Source organism: uncultured Reyranella sp., assembly GCF_945957355.1.
Lineage (GTDB): Bacteria > Pseudomonadota > Alphaproteobacteria > Reyranellales > Reyranellaceae > Reyranella.
Window position 1 is genome coordinate 1 of sequence record NZ_CAMFKM010000039.1, and the last position, 15,976, is coordinate 15,976.

Genomic DNA, 15,976 nt, shown 5'->3' on the forward strand with positions numbered 1-15,976 from the left:
CTGGGCCGCCACGTCGGCGAACATCGCCGCCTCGCCGCGATACTGCACGACCTCGACCTTGAACCCGTACTGCCGGGCCATCGTCTCGATCAGCATCTGCGGCGTCGAGCCCGGCCCATAGGCGCCGAAGTTCAGCTTGTCGACCTTCTTGGCATACTCAAGGAACTGCTTGAGGTTGGTCGCACCGGTCTTCTCGGCCGCCACGACGGGACCGCCGAGGCTGGTCGTCATGGCGAGATAGGTGAAGTCCTTCTCCGGATCGTACGGCAGGTCCTTCACCGTGACCCGGTTCTGGATCAGCGACGAGGAGATGGTGCAGAGGATGGTGTAGCCGTCGGGCGGCGCGCGCTTCACCTCGGCAACGCCGATCGTACCGCCGGCGCCGCCCTTGTTCTCGACCACCACGGAGGTGCCGAGCTTGCGTCCGAGAAACTCGCCATAGACGCGCGCGATGCCGTCGGTCTGCCCGCCCGCCGGATAGGGCACGACGATGCGGATCGGCTTGTTCGGGAACGCGCCCTGCGCGCGCGACGAGGTGGCGAAGAGAGCCGGCGCCGCGAGAGCGCCCGCACCCGCAACGATGAGACCGCGACGAGTCGGTGTACGCATACTTGATCCTCCCTGAACTCCGGAGCGTTGCTGCCCCTTGAGCTTGCGGGCGAACACTAGTGCAGGAGGTGTGAAGGCGGCAAGCCGCTGGTCTCGCGTCGCGAAGCTCGCAGCCGGCTTCGATTCAAGATACCTTGGGCAAGTCACGCCAACCTGTGGTTTTCGTCCAATAGAAATCCCGAAAGCACAGGATGGCGAATGCACTAAAAGGCCCTGCACGTAGTCCGGCATTGAAAGCAGGAAGGCTTGCCAGGTGTTCGGCGGAAATGGGCGCAGCAATACGTGTACGTTGGGGGCCTCGCCCATAGACCACCAAGTGGCTCTCCCCAATGTGATCAGGCTGACGATACTGTTCCAGCTTTCGCTCTATGGCAGAAAGCATCTCATCGTCGCTGGTCCCAATGCCGCCGTTCATCAACGTCGGCCACTCCCATTCCGACCAGAATTTCACCCCATAGATTTCGACCCGAGACAAATGTCTTCCAAGCGTCGGCTCTGCTGGATCGATTGGTAGAGTGCGCCACTGACCACGTACGGGAAGGTCCGTGTTCTTCCGCAGCAACGCGGCGATGGCTTCGCAGAAGCCATCATAGTCACGAGGCGAGGGCATCCGATAATTCCGAAAATGCAACCGAACGCCGAACCGATTGAGGTCAGCGTTTCTTTGTCGGAACTCCGCAGTGTGGTCGATCAAGGAGTCCCAAGCCGCGTCAACCTCGCGGCCCCTTCGATCGCCATAGGAAACGACTTCAACACCAACGTCGCCCTCGGACGTGTGAACGACAAAATCGGGCCGCTCTCCTTCAACAATCTTCCCCTCGATACCACGGCGACGGATATACTCCTCGGCGTAGAAGCGTTCTTCGGATTTCTGCGACTTTCGGGTCATTCGTGACGCGCTCCAATCGAGGGCGTGGACAGGTGGGGCCGCATGAAGCAAACAATCGCATGGGCAGCTGTGACGGTTCTCTCGGTGGCAATGATCACGCCAGCTTTGTCGCAAAGCACCACGCAGGAGATCGATTTCTTTCACTCGGTCGTCTCTGTGGGGATTCCGCCTTTGGCGGAATTTAAGAAAAATCCGACTCCGCGGCCCGATTTCTCTATCTACAGCGTCGACGCTCAATCGAAGTCGTTGCTCAGCATCTATGTCGGCGCTGCGCCTGATCTCCCACCCAGGTCCGCACTCACTTACTTTTACATCGGAAAATGTATCGCCTTTGAACGTATGCAGCATGGCACAAGAGGACGAGATGTATTTGTACCTTTTGGGTCAAGCCCCCTTCTCGACCATTGGATGCATCTCTACTACGCCGATCTGGAGCCCGTCGACGCTCGAAAAGCCGATGCCATCGTGAACTCACTCACCCCTGTCAGCGGAGTCGGGTGCTTTACTGCCCTTCCTCCGGATGAGCTCCTGCGATGATATTCTTCATCGTCGGCGTCGCTGCCGCCTATCTCCTGGGCTCGATTCCCACGGGCTATCTCGCGGGCCGGCTGCTGCGCGGCATCGACATTCGCGAACACGGCTCGCGATCGACGGGCGCCACCAACGTGCTGCGCACGCTCGGCAAGGGACCGGCCCTCGCGGTGCTGCTGGTCGACGTGCTGAAGGGCGTGGCCGCCATCCTGTTCGCGCGCTGGTGCTACGCGTGGCTCGGCGTTCCGGGCGAGGGGATGGCGTGGGCGGTCTGTCTCTGCGGCCTCGCGGTGCTGCTGGGACACAGCCGCTCACTGTGGCTGGGATTCACCGGCGGCAAGTCGGCGGCGACCGGTCTCGGCGTGCTGCTCGCCTTGTCCTGGCCGGTCGGCGCCGGCGCGGCCCTCTTCTTCGTTGCCGTGCTGTCACTGGCGCGCATCGTGTCGCTGGCCTCGATGCTGGCCGCCGTGACCGCCGCCCTCCTCGTCTGCCTGCTGCCGGAGCCGCTGCCCTATCGCCTGCTCGTCATCGCGGGCGGCCTCTACGTGATCGTGCTGCATCGCGCCAACATCGCGCGCCTGCTCGCCGGGACCGAACCGAGGATCGGCCAGCGGGTGTGACCGGACGTCGACGGACGCTTACGCCGCTGCAGCAGTGCGGCGGGGCCCGGCGGCCATGCCAGGAAATCCGATGATGAAGGCCGCCGGCAGCAGAAACAGGTAGCAGATCGCTCCCAGGGAAAGCGTGGCACCGATCCCGTAGGCGATGCTGCACGCGACACCCGTTGCCGAGGCGAGAACGCTGGCCGCCCCGTTGATGCCCCAGAACCACGGCGTGGGCCGGTTGTCGACCGCCGAAATGAAGCTCATTCCGGTCGGAAAGCCATACCCCATGAGCAACCCGGCCGGCGCGATGATCGCGACGCTCACCAGGCAGCGGACCAGCAGGGTCTCGCTATCGAGCGCGAGAAGCAGCGGCGGCACCCAGAGCGCCTGGGACAAGATGTATCCGCCGGTCATCACGACCCACACGGAGAAGCTCAGGGGGCCGTCGATACGGATGGAATCGGACAGCAGGCTGCCGATCCCCGCCGCGAGGATCAGCGAAAACAGCACCACGCTCAGCGAATAGGTCGGATGGCCGAGAAACACGCTGAACCGCTGGAGGAGGCCGATCTCGACGAGCATGAAGCCGATGCCGATCAGCACGAAGTACGCCGTGCCGCCCACCGCGAGCCGTCGGCCGACATCGTTCAACGCATTCCGCAGCGGAAGCACGATGGTGGCGAGGACGAGGAGCAGCGCCATGATGAAGAGTCCCGCCAGCGTGGCGGTCGCGAGGAAATTCCCCTTGCGGACCCCGGGCGGGACCTCGGTGAACCCGATCGCGAAGACCTGGGAGAATGGCAGCTGGTTGAAGAAGAAGGGCCGGTTGTCGGTCGGCGGCGTCATGTCGAGGCGAAAGCTTCCCGTGAAGCGTTCGAGGTCGGCGCGGCTCGTGAAGTTGACGATACGATCCAGCGTCTCGGAAGGCGATTTCCGGCCGGGCACGATAAGAGGCTCGAACTTCAATTGATCGATGGCGATCGCGAGGCTCTGCAGTTGTTTCTCCGTGAAGGCCGATCGTGAAACGATCAGGGTGGAGATTCCGGCGCCTTCGTCGCCGGGCCGCAGCCATGCGAGGAATATGTGCTTCGCAGGCTCCTTGATGCCCAGTCCGAGCAGGGAAGCGACGGCCAGGCTCAGGATCCGGCCGGTTTCGGCGACATCCTGCGCCGCATGCCAGCGGCTCACGGTGAAGACCCCGTCCGCAGACAGGCGCCGCAGGAAGATCTCCCAGGCGTCGACCGTGTAGAGCCCGTTCTCGCTGAGCGAGAACGCGCCGGCGCCCGTCGCCGCCCAGGTGTCGATCAGGTTCATCTGGAGAATGTCGAACTGTTCGCGGCTGCGCGCGAGCCAGCTGCGGGCCTCGTCAACCACCAGCGTGATGCCGCCGATCTTCTCCATTCCGACGAAGGGGCCGAACAGCCCGTCGGGTCTCAGGAGCTCGATGAACGTCGGATTGACCTCGATGCCCGTGACCTTCGGAACACCGAACAGGCGCGCGGCGAGGATGTCCCTGCCGCCGCCCACCCCGATCACCGCGGCACTCCTCAGATCGGGCAGATGATAGGCCAGATTCGTGATGTCGTTCTTCAGGAACGAAGCGCGTGCGAGGTCACCCTCGATCCCGTAGGCGACCGTACCGGCATCGCTGTCGATCGACATACCGCTCTGGGGCACCGGCGCCCCGGAGGGCACGAAAGCGGGCGATGGACCGGACAGTTGCGGCGCACTCACCGGCAGTGCCGGCCGCGTCGCGACGATGCGGGAAAACGAATTCCACTTCTCGAACCACGGCAAGGCGTCGAGCTGCATCGTCGCCTTGGCAAAGATCGGGTAGAAGCCCATCCGCCTCGTGTCGGCACTGTTGAACGCCGCCACCACGACGAGAACCACGAGCCATGCACGATGCCAGCCCAGCATCCGGGCCGGGAACGGAGGCTTGGCCGGAGCAGCGCCGACACCGGAGCTGGCGAAGAACACGGCCCCCAGCGAGACGAGTGCCGCACTGCAGAGAATCGCCGTCGGTCCGTTGAACTCGTTGAGCAGCACCAGCACGCCGAAGCAGCCGACCGCCGCCCCGATGAGGTCGATGCCGTACACGCGGCCGATCGGAAACGGGCTGCGCGTCAGCGCGAGGCTGACCACGACGCCCGAGAAGAAGAACGGCGCCGCGATGACCAGGGCCAGTTCGAGCCAGATCACGACCGTCGTGAAGGCAAACCGCGAGGTCGGCACGAGCGTCACCTGCAGCGCGAGCCCGATCACCGCCGACAGGGCGAATGCCGTGCTGAAGTTCGCGAGGTCGTACGAGAGGGTCTTCGAGGTGAAGCGCGAGCCCTTCAGGTAGACCCATACGGCCCCGGCTGTCAGCCCCAGCATGGCCATGCTGATGACGAAGAAGGCCAGATGGTACCAGACGACGACGGACAGCATCCGGGTCTGGATCAGCTGCAGCATCAGCGTTGCCGAAGTTACGCAGAAAACACCGCTGTAGAAATTGAAGGGTCTCATGCCGTCCCGCAGCCTCGATCGGACTCAGCCTATCGCACGGCCATGGGGACGTGTCACTTGAGGGGACCGGCTTGCCCGTCCGCTCCGGAGCCGAGGAGGGACGCTGCTACCGCCGCCCCCGCATCACCGCTGCGATGGCCTGCTCGAGATGGGCCTGCAGGAAGGGTTTGTTGAGGCGCGGGACGTCGGTGCTCTCGCCGTCCGGCAGGTCGGCATAGCCGGTGGCCAGCAGGATCGGCAGGTCGGGATGCCGGCGCCTGATCTCGGCAACCAGTTCGGTGCCGGTCATGCCGGGCATCGCCTGGTCGGTGATGACGAGATCGACGCGCTCCATGCGCGCGAGTGCCGCCAGCGCTTCCCGGCCGGAATAGGCGATGGTGACCTCGTGGCCGAGATCCTCCAGCATGGCGGCCGTGTTCACCAGGATCAGCGCATCGTCGTCGACCGCGAGGATGTGCAGCGACGCTGCTTCGGCCGCGGGTGCGGGCTCGCTGTGGTGCGATGGAACATCGGCGCCGGCGGCCGCCGGAATCCACAGCGAAGCGGTCGTGCCGATGCCGGGCTCGCTCTCCAGCTGCAACCGGCCGCCCAGCTGTTCGGCGAGACCGTGCACCATCGAGAGCCCGAGGCCGGTCCCCTTGCCTACCCCCTTGGTGGTGAAGAAGGGTTCGGTCGCGCGCGCCAGGGTCGTCGCATCCATGCCGTGGCCCTGGTCGCGGACCGAAAGGCGCACGTAGCGACCCGCCGGCAGCGCGAATGACGACGACGGGCTGGCCGCGAGTTCGCGGGCGGTGATGGCGATGGTGCCGCCGCGCGGCATGGCATCGCGCGCATTGACCACCAGGTTGAGCAGCGCCATTTCGAGCTGGTTCACGTCGACCCTCACCGGAGGGAGCGAGGCCGGGCAGTCGACGTCGAGCACGATCGTAGGACCCAGCGTGTGGTCGAACAGGGTCGTCATGCCGCCCACCAGCACGGCGACCGAAGTCAGCTCGGGATCGAGCACCTGCCGTCGCGCGAAGGCCAGCATGCGCTGCGTCAGGGCACCGCCGCGGCGCGCCGCCTGCATGGCATTGTCGATCAGCAGCAGGTTCCGGTCGTCGGGCGCCAGGCGCTTGCGCACCAGTTCGAGGCTCCCGATCACGGCGGTCAGCAGATTGTTGAAGTCGTGCGCGACGCCGCCGGTGAGCTGGCCGATCGCCTCCATCTTCTGCGACTGGAAAAGCGCCTCGCGTGCCCGCTCCAGCTCCAGCTGCGCCTCGCGACGTTCGGTGATGTCGCGTGTGACCTTGGCGAAGCCGCGCAGCGTGCCATCGGGCTCGCGCACCGGATCGATGACGATGCTCGCCCAGAAGCGCGTACCGTCCTTGCGGACGCGCCACGCCTCGTTCTCGAAGCGGCCCTCGTGCAGCGCGGTGGCGAGCGCGCGCTGGGGTACGCCGGCCGCGCGGTCCTCCTCGGTGTAGAAGCGCGAGAAGTGCTGGCCGACGATCTCTTCCTGCGTATAGCCCTTGATGCGCTGGGCACCGGCGTTCCACGTCGCGACGTTGCCCTCGGGATCGAGCATGTAGATGCCGTAGTCGGTGACGCTCTGCACCAGAAGACGGAACTCCTCCAGGCTGCGGCGCAGTTCCTCCTCGGCGGCGCGCCGCCTGGTGAGGTCGCGTATGACCAAGGCGAAACCCAGCAGGCTGCCGTCGGGCGCACAGATCGCATCCATGCCCTCATGCGCCCAGAAGCGCGCGCCATCCTTGCGCACGCGCCAACCCTCGTGCTCGAGTCTGCCCTCGCGCAAGGCGATCTCGAGGGCCCGTGCCGGCAGGCCGGAGCGGCGATCCTCCTCGGCGTAGAAGCGCGAGAAATGGCTGCCGATGATCTCGGCGGCGGTGTAGCCCTTGAAGCGCTCCGCCCTGCTGTTCCAGCTCGCGACGTTGCCCGCGGGATCGAGCATGTAGGCGGCATAGTCGAGCACGCCCTCCATCAGCTCGCGGAACGAGCCCTCGTCGATGGGTTCGGAAGCGGACGCAGGGGCCTTCTGTGAAAGGGCCGACATGGCCCCTCTCTATCACAACTGTCGCCGGCCGGAACGGCTCTGTCGTTCGCGCGCCCGCTAGCCGAAGCGCAGCGAGTCGAAGAACTGCGTCACCAGCGGACTGCCGAGCCGGGCCGCCGGCCCCTGCGCGACCTGCGAGTAGACCGCCTGCGCCGTGAGGTAGAGGCGCGCCCGCACGAAGCGGTCGCCCGCCGCCGCGAGGACGAACTCGCGGCCAGCGAGCGGCCCGGTCTCGATCTGGCGCTGTTCCCGCACCGTGCTGCCCGGCCAGCTCCTCATCATCCCGGCCTGCGCCTGCTCCAGCGCCGTTGCGAGGGCTGCGCCGGACGGCACCGGATGCGGCGTGGCCGGGACGACGTCCAGAAACTCCAGGGTCACCTTGTCCGGCAGCATGTAGACGTAGGAATTGAGCGTGCCGTCGTGCGTGGGGACCTGCAGGTAGCGATAGCCCAGCGGCATCTTGAGGCGATAGCGGTTGCCGGGCCCGGAAACGGCGACCCACACGGCCTCTGCCCGCCCCGGGGTGGAAGTTCCGAAAAGACCGACCGCCGCGCCTGCGGCCACGAAGAACCGACGTTGCACCATGTCATCTTCTCCCGATCCGGAGATGGCATCCTGCGCCCGTTCCGCGACCGGCGAAACGGGTACGGCCGCCGACGGAGCGATCGTCAGCGCGCCCGATCGACCGCCTGGACGATGACCCGGAGTTTTTCCTCTGCCGAGATGGTGCTGCAGATCGGGTTGTCCGCAAAGGTGGCGAAGCCGCAATCGGGATGGAACAGCAGGCGATCCTTGCCAAAGAGATCGATGGCGCGGTCGATCCTGGCGCCGACTTCCTCGAGCGGCTCGGCATGGGCGCATTTCTGGTTCACGACGCCGATGCCGATGCGCGCGTCGTCGGGGAGTGCCTTCAGGATCTCCAGCTCTCCGGCGCGCGGGGTGCACATCTCCAGCAGATAGGCGCCGACCCGCATGGAAGCCAGGGTGTCGACCAGCGGGCGATAGTCGCCCGCCAGCGCGACCGATTCATCGGGGGTCCAGTTGCCGCGGCAGACGTGCAGTGCGATGCGCTCGCGCGGGCTTCCCTCAGTCACGGCGTTGACGAGGTCGCGCGCGAAGGCGAGTTCGTGGGCCGGCTCGCGCGACTCCGACAGGGCGCCGCACATGAAGCTGGGGCCGCTCTTGGCACCGCTGAACACCACCTCCGACAGGACGGGCTCGTCGAACTGGACCAGCGAAACGCCTGCATCGAGCAGGTCCTTCAGCTCGGCGCGCAGCGCCGTCACGATGTCCTGGGCCAGCGCCTCGCGGCTCTCGTAGGCGCGTTCGTTCAGGCACTCCATCCACATGGTGCGCGTCAGCAGGTACGGACCGGGCAGCGCGACCTTGATCGGCTTCCCCGTCAGCGTGCGCAGGAAATCGGCCTCGTGCCGCGCCAGCGGACGGCTGCGCGAGATGCGGCCCAGCACCGCCGGATGACGCACGTCGGCGGCCGGCACGTCGAGCGCCCGCAGTTCGCGCTCGAATTTCTCGGGATCGTCGACCAGCGGCAGCAGGTCGGTGAGCGGGATCAGCTGGCAGTTGTCGAGCCGGGTGGCCACGAAGCTCGCATAGGAATCGCGGCGCTGCTCGCCGTCGGTGACGACGCCCGCCCCGGCCCGCTCCTGCGCGGCCGCCACGAGGCGCACCGAATCGTTGGCGGTCTCGTGGAAAGCAGCCTCGTCGAGCTTGCCTTCTACGTAGGAATGCATCGCCTCGACCATCCAGCGCGGGCGCGGCCAGGAGCCGATGCCCATGACGGACATGGACGGCACCGAGGGGGCGGCGATGGAGGTGCGTGGGGCCTGAGGTTGAACATGAGCGCCGCCGGAGTGGCGCGCTCCGACGACCGGCGCCGGCGCCTGGCCACGCTCGGCGAGCTTGCCCTTGGCGATCACGAAGCTGCGCTGCCTGCCGACTTTCCGGAACGACACCAGCTCGTTGGAGGTGAGCCGGCACCAGGCGGGCAGGTCCTCATCGACCGAGATTTCGGTCGAGAGGATCTCCAGCAGCTGGCCACGCGCCATCGGGTCGATGTGCTTGCGAATCAGCAGCAGCAGGCCATTGCCGCAATCGAGGTCGCCGCCGTCGAAGCTGACGTCGGGACCGGCGATGCCGTCGGGAAAGACGTGGGTTTCGGTCGGCTTCATGCGGGGTCTCCATCATTGCCGGCGCTGTTGCCGTAAAGTTTCCCGAACGCCCGCTCGTCGAAGCGGCAGACCGGACTGTCGATCACCTTCCGCCCCTGCGACAGGCCAACGACCCGATCGGCATAGGTGCGCGCCAGATGGACCTGGTGCAGGGAGCAGATGACGCCCACGCCGTCGGTGCGGGCGATGCGCTGCAGCAGTTCGAGAACGCCCGCACCGGCGGCGGGATCGAGGCTGGCGACCGGTTCGTCGGCCACGATCAGGCTCGGCCGCTGCGCCATCGCGCGCGCGATCGCGACCCGCTGCTGCTGCCCCCCCGACAATGTATCCGCGCGTTGCATCGCCTGGCGCAGCAGACCCACGCGGTCGAGGCATTCCAGGGCAAGCAACCGGTCGGCACGGTCGAAGCGGCGCAACACGCCGCGCCACACCGGCACATGGCCGAGCCGGCCCGCCAGCACATTGTCGAGCGCGCTCAGGCGGCTCACCAGGTTGAACTGCTGGAACACCACGGCAATGCGCCGCCGCGCCCGGCCGTGCAGCCTCACGATGTCGTCGTTGTCGACCCGGACCTCGCCCCTGTCCGGCGCCAGCAGGCCGGTCAGGCAGCGGAACAGGGTGGTCTTGCCGGCGCCGCTGGGCCCCAGCACGGCGACGAACTCGCCCTCGCGCACCGTGAAGCTGATGTCCTGGATCGCCGCATGGCCCTTGAAGGTCCTGGTGAGGCCGACGGCGGTGAGGCGCGGCGCGGTATTCATGCGCGCGATACTCATGACCGTATGAGGCGCTTGCGCAGCCACGCCGAAACCTGGTCGAGCACGGTCACGACCACCAGGATCATGGCGATGATGGTGAAGAGCCGAGGGAAATCGAGCAGGTCCATGCTGTTCTTCAGCTCGAGCCCGATGCCGCCGGCACCGACCACGCCCAGCACGGTCGAGGCGCGGATGTTGAATTCCCACCAGAAGAGCGTGGTCGAGAGCATCACCGGCAATATGTCCGGCACCAGCGCGTAGCAGATCGCGGTGAAGCGGCCGGCGCCGGTCGTGCGCACGGCTTCCATCGGACCGAGATTGGCATTCTCGATATGGTCGGCGAAGAACTTGGTGGCACTGCCCCAGGTGTGGAGTGCGATGCCGATCACGCCGGCAAAGGGACCGAGGCCGACGGCAGCGACGAACAGCAGCGCGAAGACGAAGGAGTCGATGCCGCGCAGCGCGTTCAGGAACCAGCGCACGGGATAGTAGAGCGCGGGCCAGGGCGTGATGTTGCGGCTGGCCAGGATCGCCATCGGGATGGCGAGCAGGGTCGCGAGCGTCGTGCCGAGCGCTGCCATCGCCACCGTCTCGGCGATGCGATAGGCGAACAGCGGCACCTCGCGCGTGTCGGGCGGCCAGGCCGACGCGATCCAGTGGCCGAGCTTGGGCAGGCCGGTCGCCAGCCGCGCGAGGTCGATGCCCGCGAGGTCCCAAGACACGGCGTAGAAGGCCAGCACGACCGCCGCGATGAGCCACAGGCGCAGACGGCGGGCACCGAAGCCACGCCCCTGCGCCTCGAGATCCGCGAGCGCCTTTTCGGCCGCGCTCGCCATTAGCGTTTGTCCAAGGCGGACCGCCTCAGGACTTCGGCTTGATCTTGCCGACGGCGATGCCCGCCTTCTCGATCATGTCGTAGCTCTTGTGCGTCGCCGGCACGAAGCCGGTGTAGCGCGGCGGCAGCAGGGTCTTGGCCTGCTCGACCGTGATGGCCGTCAGGATCTTCTGCACCTGGGCACCCATCTCCTTCGGCGCATTGGCCGGCAGCGCGATCGCGTCGTTGGGCAGTGGGTCGGAGGTCCAGATGATCTTGTTGCTGTCTTCCTTGATGCGACCGGCGGCGATCATGGCGTTGCGCTGGCGGTCGAAGTCGGTGGCCATGTCGACCTGGCCCGAGCTCACCGCCATCTCGTTGGCCGGATGCGTGGCACCTTCGCTGTACTTCCAGAACGTCTTCGGATCGATCTTCCAGACTTCCTTGGCGTAGTAGGTCGGGATCAGCCAGCCCGAGGTCGAGCCGACGTCGGCGAAGGACATCGACTTGCCCTTGGTGTCATCAGGGAACTTCGTCACCTGCAGGTCGGGCCTGGCGACGATGATCCCGAGATAGGTCGGCTTGTCGTCGTACTTCACCGTCGCCACGGCCTGGCAGCCGGTCGCATTGTTGGCGATGATATAGCCCCACGGGCCCATCCAGGCGACGTCGAGCTGACCCGAGCCCATGGCGACCGCCATGCCGGCCCAGTCGGTCGTGGCGACCAGGTCGAAGTCCGGATTGCCCAGTTCCTTCGCCAGATGGGTGAAGAGCGGCAGGTATGCCTTCTTCGTGTCGTCGGGCGTCGGCATCAGCGGGCCGACGCCGAAGCGCAGCTTCTTCTTTCCCTGCGCCAGCGCCGGGCTGGCGAGCAGCGGCAGCGCCAGCGATGCCGCGACGAACGAGCGGCGATTGGTTGCCATCTTCTTCCCCAGGCTCAGTAGCTGACGCTGGGGCAGGCCTCGCCCATGAATTCGACCAGCTTGGCACCGCCGACCACGAGCGCGCCGTCGACCAGGTTGTTCTCGTCGAGCTTGCGCTTCTTGAAGCAGGGCGAGCAGACGAAGATCTGGCCACCGGCCTCGACGAAGCTCTTCATCAGGTCCTTGAGCGGCGCGAAACCTTCCTCGTGGATGTCGTCGGCATAGCCCTTCTGCGAGAGCCGCGTGCCCTCGATCGACAGGAAGACCATGGTCTTCTTGTCCGATGCGACAGCGGCGTTGGCGACGACGAAGGCCACCGTGGCCTTGTCGGTGTCGTTCTTGGCGTGGGTCAGGCTGACGACGAATGAACCGGGCATGTCTCTCTCCTCCTTGGCAATCTTTCAGGTCCAGTCCGCGCGCGACCGGATCCAGAAGCTCCGGGTCACCGGATCGTGCGCGAGCAGTTCGTTGTTGGTGAGCTGGCACCAGGCCGGAATGTCGTGCGGCGCGGAAATGTCGAGCGCGATGACGCGCAGCACGCCGCCGGGCATCGCCTTCAGCTTCCTGCGCAGGTCGAGCACGAGCGGCCCGCAGCCGAGATGGCCGGCGTTCCATTCGTCATCCGCCCTGGGAAGGGAAACCTGCTCCACCGAAACCCACCCGCAATGAAACGCGCCCGCGGCGACGGCCCGGCCGGGTTGGCAGGGCATCGAATGCGTCGGCTACGTCTAAGGAATGATCTGGCGGGCACGAACAACGCCCCGTCCCGAAGGACGACTGGCTCCTCCGGAGCACGGCGTTCCACTGGTGTCGCTCTGGAGACGGACACTAGTCGGCGCATCGGCGAGGGTCAACGACGGCGCCGCCGGCCGCCGCATCGCGCGAAACGAAGCGCTCAGCTACCGCTGTTGCGCGTCAACCTGTACTGCCGCTGGAAAAAGGCCGAGTGCAGCCCGCCTTCCGGCGGGCGGGCGGAAATGTGCTGGGTGACTTGGGCGTTCTCCGCGCCGTTGCCGGCGACCATCAGCATGACGTGGTTCACCGGGATGGTCTTCAGCGTGCCGCGCCTCAGCAACGCCTCGAAGACCTCCTCCGGCTCGCCCTCGGGAACGGGAGTCCAGTACCGGATCGCGTTCAACATGCTCCGCGTCGCGGCATCCTGCACCCGGTAGTCGCCGTCGACATAGTGCGTGCCCAGCGTCTCGATGCGCGCGATGCAGATCGGCTCGCCCGCGGCGGCCGGATCCTCCAGGCTATGGTCGGTGTGCAGCCCGTGCGGCTCGGGAAAGACAAACCGGCCGTAGGCGTAGTGTTCCTTGCGATAGGACGCCGGCGGCACGAGGACGCCCATCATCGCGTCGACCTCCTCGTTGTAGAGCCGCACGTACGGCGCCATGGGATCGGCCGCGCTCGCCGCCACGCGCTGCTCCCAGCCTTCGTCGACATTCACCGTCACGACCTCGTCGAACTGGCGGGCGTGTTCAAAGATCGCCTTCGCCGCATCGTCGCGGAAGCGGGCGATCGCCAGCGGCAACTTTGTATGGGCCTCGCGATCGTTGAAGCGCTCGTGCAGGCGTTCCAGCACGGACCATTCGCTGTCGGAGAAGGCCACCGGCTCCAGCAGCTCGAGCCGGGACGGCAAGCTCGCCCAGGCCGCGCGAAGGGACGTCTTCATTCCTCCAGCCTAGCACGCACCGAGCCGCGATTTCACGGCAGCCCTCGCGTTCACGTCCTCGCGGCATAGGCTCCGGGCGCGACGCCGACGACGCGGCGGAAGGCGGTGCTGAACGCGCTCACCGAGCGATAGCCGCACGCCTCCGCGACCTCGACCAGCCGGGCGCCACCGAAGCGCAGCCTGTCCTTGGCCAGCGCCATGCGCAGTCGCAGCAGATAGTCCATCGGCGACACGCCTACGACCGCGACGAACCGCTCGGCGAAGACCGAGCGCGACAGGCCTGCCACCCGGGCCGCCCGCTCCACCGTCCACGGCCGGCGCATGTCGCCATGGAGCGCGCGCAGCGCCTTGGCGAGGTGAGGATCGGCGAGGCCGGCGAGCAGCCCCGGTTTCGCGACGCCATCGCCCGCGGGCGCCTGGCGGATCGCCTCGACCAGCAGGACCTCGAGCAGCCGTTCGAGCACCAGCGCCTGTCCGGCACGTTCCGACGACGACTCGTCCCGGATGAGCGCCAGGAGATGATGCAGGCGCGGGCCCGTCGGATGTTGCGACAGGATCTCGGCGCGGCGCGGCACGAGGCCATCGAGCAGTTCGGCATTGGTCGGATCGAAGGCGAAGCGGCCGCCCAGGATCTCGACCTCGGGGGGCCGGGACGCATCGCCCAGGAAGCGCGCGCCCTCGCGTTGGGATGCGGCCGGACGCGGCGCGTAGTCTCTCTCGACCCTCGGCCGGGCCGCGTCCGTCTCGCAGGAGAGGCGCCAGACCGGCGGCCTCGAGAGCAACAGGAAGTCACCCTGCTCCAGCGCGCGCGGCGGCTCGCCCTCGATGGCAAGATCGCATCGGCCCGAGGCGACGAAGCAGAAGACGACACCGGCGCCCGCCGGAAACCGCACCGTCCAGTTTCCGTTGGCCTGCATCTGCTTCCACAGCAGGGCCTTGGGGCGCAGCAGCGCGACGGTCTGCCCAAGCGGATCCACGTTCGGACGATCTCGAATGAAAAGCGGGGCCTCACGGATAGTGGAAGCCCGCCGTTCTGGCTAGCGTGGCCCATGTCCCAGAACACACCCATCACGCTCGCGACCTGGCGCACGGCCAGCGTTATCGCCACCGCGTTCCGCACCGTCCCCGACTTCATCCCGACCGCGCGCATCGCGGCCGCGCCCGCGCCGTCCGACCTGCCCGAAGGACCGACCGCCGACTTTGCCGCCTTCGACGTCGCCCTGGCGCCCGACCGGCACTTCGACCTGCCGGCGTTGCTGGCCGCCACGGCGACCGATGCTTTCCTCGTCCTGCAGCACGGCCGCATCGTCCACGAGACCTACGGAAACGGGCTCGATGCCGGCACGCCGCACATCCTGATGTCGATGTCGAAAGCAGTAACCGGCCTGGTCGCCAGCCTGCTTGCCGAGGCCGGCACGCTCGACCTCGAGGCACCGGTTTCGACGCTCGTCCCCGGGATCGCCGAGACGTCCTGGCGCGGCGCGACCCTGTGCCATCTGCTCGACATGCGGGCCGGCGCCGCGCTCGACGCCGCGACCCTCGCCGCCTATGCCGCGGCAACCGGCTGGGAGGCCTTGCCCGCGGGCGCACCGCCCGCCGACCTCGCGCGCTTCTTCGCCGGCATGGCGCCCGCGCCCGGCACCCATGGCGGCGTCTTCAAGTACGACTCGGCAAACACCGACCTGCTGGGTCTCGCTCTCGAACGCGCGACCGGCAAGTCCTACGCAGAGCTCGTGAGCGAGCATCTGTGGCAACCGATGGGGGCGGTGCACGATGCGTTCATCACCGTCGACGGGCGCGGCGCCGCGCGCTGCAGCGGCGGCGTCTGCGCAATCGCCCGCGACGTCGCACGCCTGGGCCAGCTCGTGCTCGACGGCGGCCGCCGCGGCCCGCGCCAGGTCGTGCCCGCACGGGTGATCGACGATCTGTGGACCGGCGGCGACGCCGGCGCCTGGCGCACCGGCCAGTTCGGCGCGAGCTTCGGCGCCATGGGTCTCGGCACGACGCGCTATCGCAACGGCTGGTACATCGTCGACGGCCCGCCACGCCTGCTGTTCGCCATGGGCATCCACGGCCAGAACCTGTTCGTCGTGCCCGACCATGGGCTGGTGATCGTGAAGCTCTCCTCGCTCGTGACCCCGATCGATCCACCCGCGATCACATTGGCCCATCGCGCCGTGACCGAGGTGGCGCGGCTGCTGTCCCCCTAGAGCGCGAAATGGCGTCCCGCCGTGCAACCCTGTCGATTGACAACCAGCGGCAGGAGCGAAACGGAGTGGAGGAACCGGGCGGCTTCCCTAAGCGAACAGGAAGTCCGCGTCCGACAGGCTCGTCGTCTGTACGCCGATCAGCGTGATGGCACTGGTTGTGCCGCCGCTCGTGTAGAACAGCGTCGTCGAGTTGTAGCCGAGGCCGAGAGGAT

At 67.1% G+C, this 15,976-nt stretch carries 16 protein-coding genes; 3 read left to right on the forward strand and 13 right to left on the reverse strand.

Going from position 1 to position 15,976, the window contains the following annotated elements; genetic code table 11:
* Together Q0Q48_RS28110 and Q0Q48_RS28115 are read right to left on the reverse strand one after the other, a co-directional pair.
* A partial coding sequence (locus Q0Q48_RS28110) for a tripartite tricarboxylate transporter substrate binding protein (protein ID WP_295145703.1) occupies positions 1–609 on the reverse strand: 609 nt, incomplete at its 3' end.
* 124 nt (positions 610–733) lie between these two features.
* Positions 734–1,498 (reverse strand): hypothetical protein, encoded by a 765-nt coding sequence (locus tag Q0Q48_RS28115; protein ID WP_295145705.1) that lies wholly within the window; start codon positions 1,496–1,498, stop codon positions 734–736.
* Positions 1,499–1,540: 42 nt separating this feature from the next.
* Between Q0Q48_RS28115 and Q0Q48_RS28120 the strand changes: the two genes are divergently transcribed.
* Positions 1,541–2,035 (forward strand): hypothetical protein, encoded by a 495-nt coding sequence (locus Q0Q48_RS28120; RefSeq protein ID WP_295145707.1) that lies wholly within the window; start codon positions 1,541–1,543, stop codon positions 2,033–2,035.
* Positions 2,032–2,649 carry a glycerol-3-phosphate 1-O-acyltransferase PlsY gene (plsY, locus tag Q0Q48_RS28125; RefSeq protein ID WP_295145709.1) on the forward strand — a complete coding sequence of 206 codons (618 nt, stop codon included), beginning with the start codon at positions 2,032–2,034 and terminating at the stop codon, positions 2,647–2,649. Before Q0Q48_RS28120 ends, plsY begins: the two co-directional genes overlap by 4 nt.
* A gap of 18 nt (positions 2,650–2,667) precedes the next feature.
* Here the strand turns inward: plsY and Q0Q48_RS28130 are convergent, their stop codons facing one another.
* The 11 genes from Q0Q48_RS28130 to Q0Q48_RS28180 all read right to left on the reverse strand — a co-directional run bounded on the left by Q0Q48_RS28130 (position 2,668) and on the right by Q0Q48_RS28180 (position 14,531).
* Positions 2,668–5,145, reverse strand: coding sequence for a hypothetical protein (locus tag Q0Q48_RS28130; RefSeq protein ID WP_295145711.1), 2,478 nt, complete (start codon positions 5,143–5,145; stop codon positions 2,668–2,670).
* Between the two features lie 106 nt (positions 5,146–5,251).
* Positions 5,252–7,198: a PAS domain-containing sensor histidine kinase gene (locus Q0Q48_RS28135; RefSeq protein WP_295145713.1), complete on the reverse strand. Its 1,947-nt coding sequence runs from the start codon at positions 7,196–7,198 to the stop codon at positions 5,252–5,254.
* Between the two features lie 57 nt (positions 7,199–7,255).
* A complete protein-coding gene (locus Q0Q48_RS28140) occupies positions 7,256–7,783 on the reverse strand; it encodes a hypothetical protein (protein WP_295145715.1) in 528 nt (175 codons plus the stop codon).
* A gap of 83 nt (positions 7,784–7,866) precedes the next feature.
* Entirely contained in the window at positions 7,867–9,387 is a 1,521-nt protein-coding gene (locus Q0Q48_RS28145) for a 5-methyltetrahydropteroyltriglutamate--homocysteine methyltransferase (RefSeq protein WP_295145716.1), read from the reverse strand.
* Entirely contained in the window at positions 9,384–10,160 is a 777-nt protein-coding gene (phnC, locus tag Q0Q48_RS28150; RefSeq protein ID WP_295145718.1) for a phosphonate ABC transporter ATP-binding protein, read from the reverse strand. The genes Q0Q48_RS28145 and phnC overlap by 4 nt, the downstream gene beginning before the upstream one ends.
* Positions 10,157–10,978, reverse strand: coding sequence for a phosphonate ABC transporter, permease protein PhnE (gene phnE / locus Q0Q48_RS28155; protein WP_295145720.1), 822 nt, complete (start codon positions 10,976–10,978; stop codon positions 10,157–10,159). Before phnE ends, phnC begins: the two co-directional genes overlap by 4 nt.
* 25 nt (positions 10,979–11,003) lie before the next feature.
* Positions 11,004–11,879: a phosphate/phosphite/phosphonate ABC transporter substrate-binding protein gene (locus tag Q0Q48_RS28160; RefSeq protein WP_295145722.1), complete on the reverse strand. Its 876-nt coding sequence runs from the start codon at positions 11,877–11,879 to the stop codon at positions 11,004–11,006.
* 14 nt (positions 11,880–11,893) lie between these two features.
* On the reverse strand, positions 11,894–12,256 hold the full coding sequence (locus Q0Q48_RS28165) for a DsrE family protein (RefSeq protein WP_295145723.1): 363 nt from the start codon (positions 12,254–12,256) through the stop codon (positions 11,894–11,896).
* A gap of 24 nt (positions 12,257–12,280) precedes the next feature.
* The gene (locus Q0Q48_RS28170; RefSeq protein WP_295145725.1) at positions 12,281–12,529 is read right to left on the reverse strand and encodes a sulfurtransferase TusA family protein; all 249 of its coding nucleotides are present in this window, start codon (positions 12,527–12,529) and stop codon (positions 12,281–12,283) included.
* Between the two features lie 245 nt (positions 12,530–12,774).
* A complete protein-coding gene (locus Q0Q48_RS28175; protein WP_295145727.1) occupies positions 12,775–13,554 on the reverse strand; it encodes a hypothetical protein in 780 nt (259 codons plus the stop codon).
* 50 nt (positions 13,555–13,604) lie between these two features.
* Entirely contained in the window at positions 13,605–14,531 is a 927-nt protein-coding gene (locus tag Q0Q48_RS28180; protein ID WP_295145729.1) for an AraC family transcriptional regulator, read from the reverse strand.
* A gap of 72 nt (positions 14,532–14,603) precedes the next feature.
* Between Q0Q48_RS28180 and Q0Q48_RS28185 the strand changes: the two genes are divergently transcribed.
* Positions 14,604–15,764: a serine hydrolase gene (locus Q0Q48_RS28185; protein WP_295145730.1), complete on the forward strand. Its 1,161-nt coding sequence runs from the start codon at positions 14,604–14,606 to the stop codon at positions 15,762–15,764.
* Positions 15,765–15,976 lie beyond the last annotated feature (212 nt).

What these genes read in the sequence shown, in the direction of transcription:
- Q0Q48_RS28115 (WP_295145705.1), bottom strand. Translation starts at nt 1,498, where the DNA reads ATGACCCGAAAGTCGCAGAAATCCGAAGAACGCTTCTACGCCGAGGAG.
- Q0Q48_RS28120 (WP_295145707.1), top strand. Translation starts at nt 1,541, where the DNA reads ATGAAGCAAACAATCGCATGGGCAGCTGTGACGGTTCTCTCGGTGGCA.
- plsY (WP_295145709.1), top strand. Translation starts at nt 2,032, where the DNA reads ATGATATTCTTCATCGTCGGCGTCGCTGCCGCCTATCTCCTGGGCTCG.
- Q0Q48_RS28130 (WP_295145711.1), bottom strand. Translation starts at nt 5,145, where the DNA reads ATGAGACCCTTCAATTTCTACAGCGGTGTTTTCTGCGTAACTTCGGCA.
- Q0Q48_RS28135 (WP_295145713.1), bottom strand. Translation starts at nt 7,198, where the DNA reads ATGTCGGCCCTTTCACAGAAGGCCCCTGCGTCCGCTTCCGAACCCATC.
- Q0Q48_RS28140 (WP_295145715.1), bottom strand. Translation starts at nt 7,783, where the DNA reads ATGGTGCAACGTCGGTTCTTCGTGGCCGCAGGCGCGGCGGTCGGTCTT.
- Q0Q48_RS28145 (WP_295145716.1), bottom strand. Translation starts at nt 9,387, where the DNA reads ATGAAGCCGACCGAAACCCACGTCTTTCCCGACGGCATCGCCGGTCCC.
- phnC (WP_295145718.1), bottom strand. Translation starts at nt 10,160, where the DNA reads ATGAGTATCGCGCGCATGAATACCGCGCCGCGCCTCACCGCCGTCGGC.
- phnE (WP_295145720.1), bottom strand. Translation starts at nt 10,978, where the DNA reads ATGGCGAGCGCGGCCGAAAAGGCGCTCGCGGATCTCGAGGCGCAGGGG.
- Q0Q48_RS28160 (WP_295145722.1), bottom strand. Translation starts at nt 11,879, where the DNA reads ATGGCAACCAATCGCCGCTCGTTCGTCGCGGCATCGCTGGCGCTGCCG.
- Q0Q48_RS28165 (WP_295145723.1), bottom strand. Translation starts at nt 12,256, where the DNA reads ATGCCCGGTTCATTCGTCGTCAGCCTGACCCACGCCAAGAACGACACC.
- Q0Q48_RS28175 (WP_295145727.1), bottom strand. Translation starts at nt 13,554, where the DNA reads ATGAAGACGTCCCTTCGCGCGGCCTGGGCGAGCTTGCCGTCCCGGCTC.
- Q0Q48_RS28185 (WP_295145730.1), top strand. Translation starts at nt 14,604, where the DNA reads ATGTCCCAGAACACACCCATCACGCTCGCGACCTGGCGCACGGCCAGC.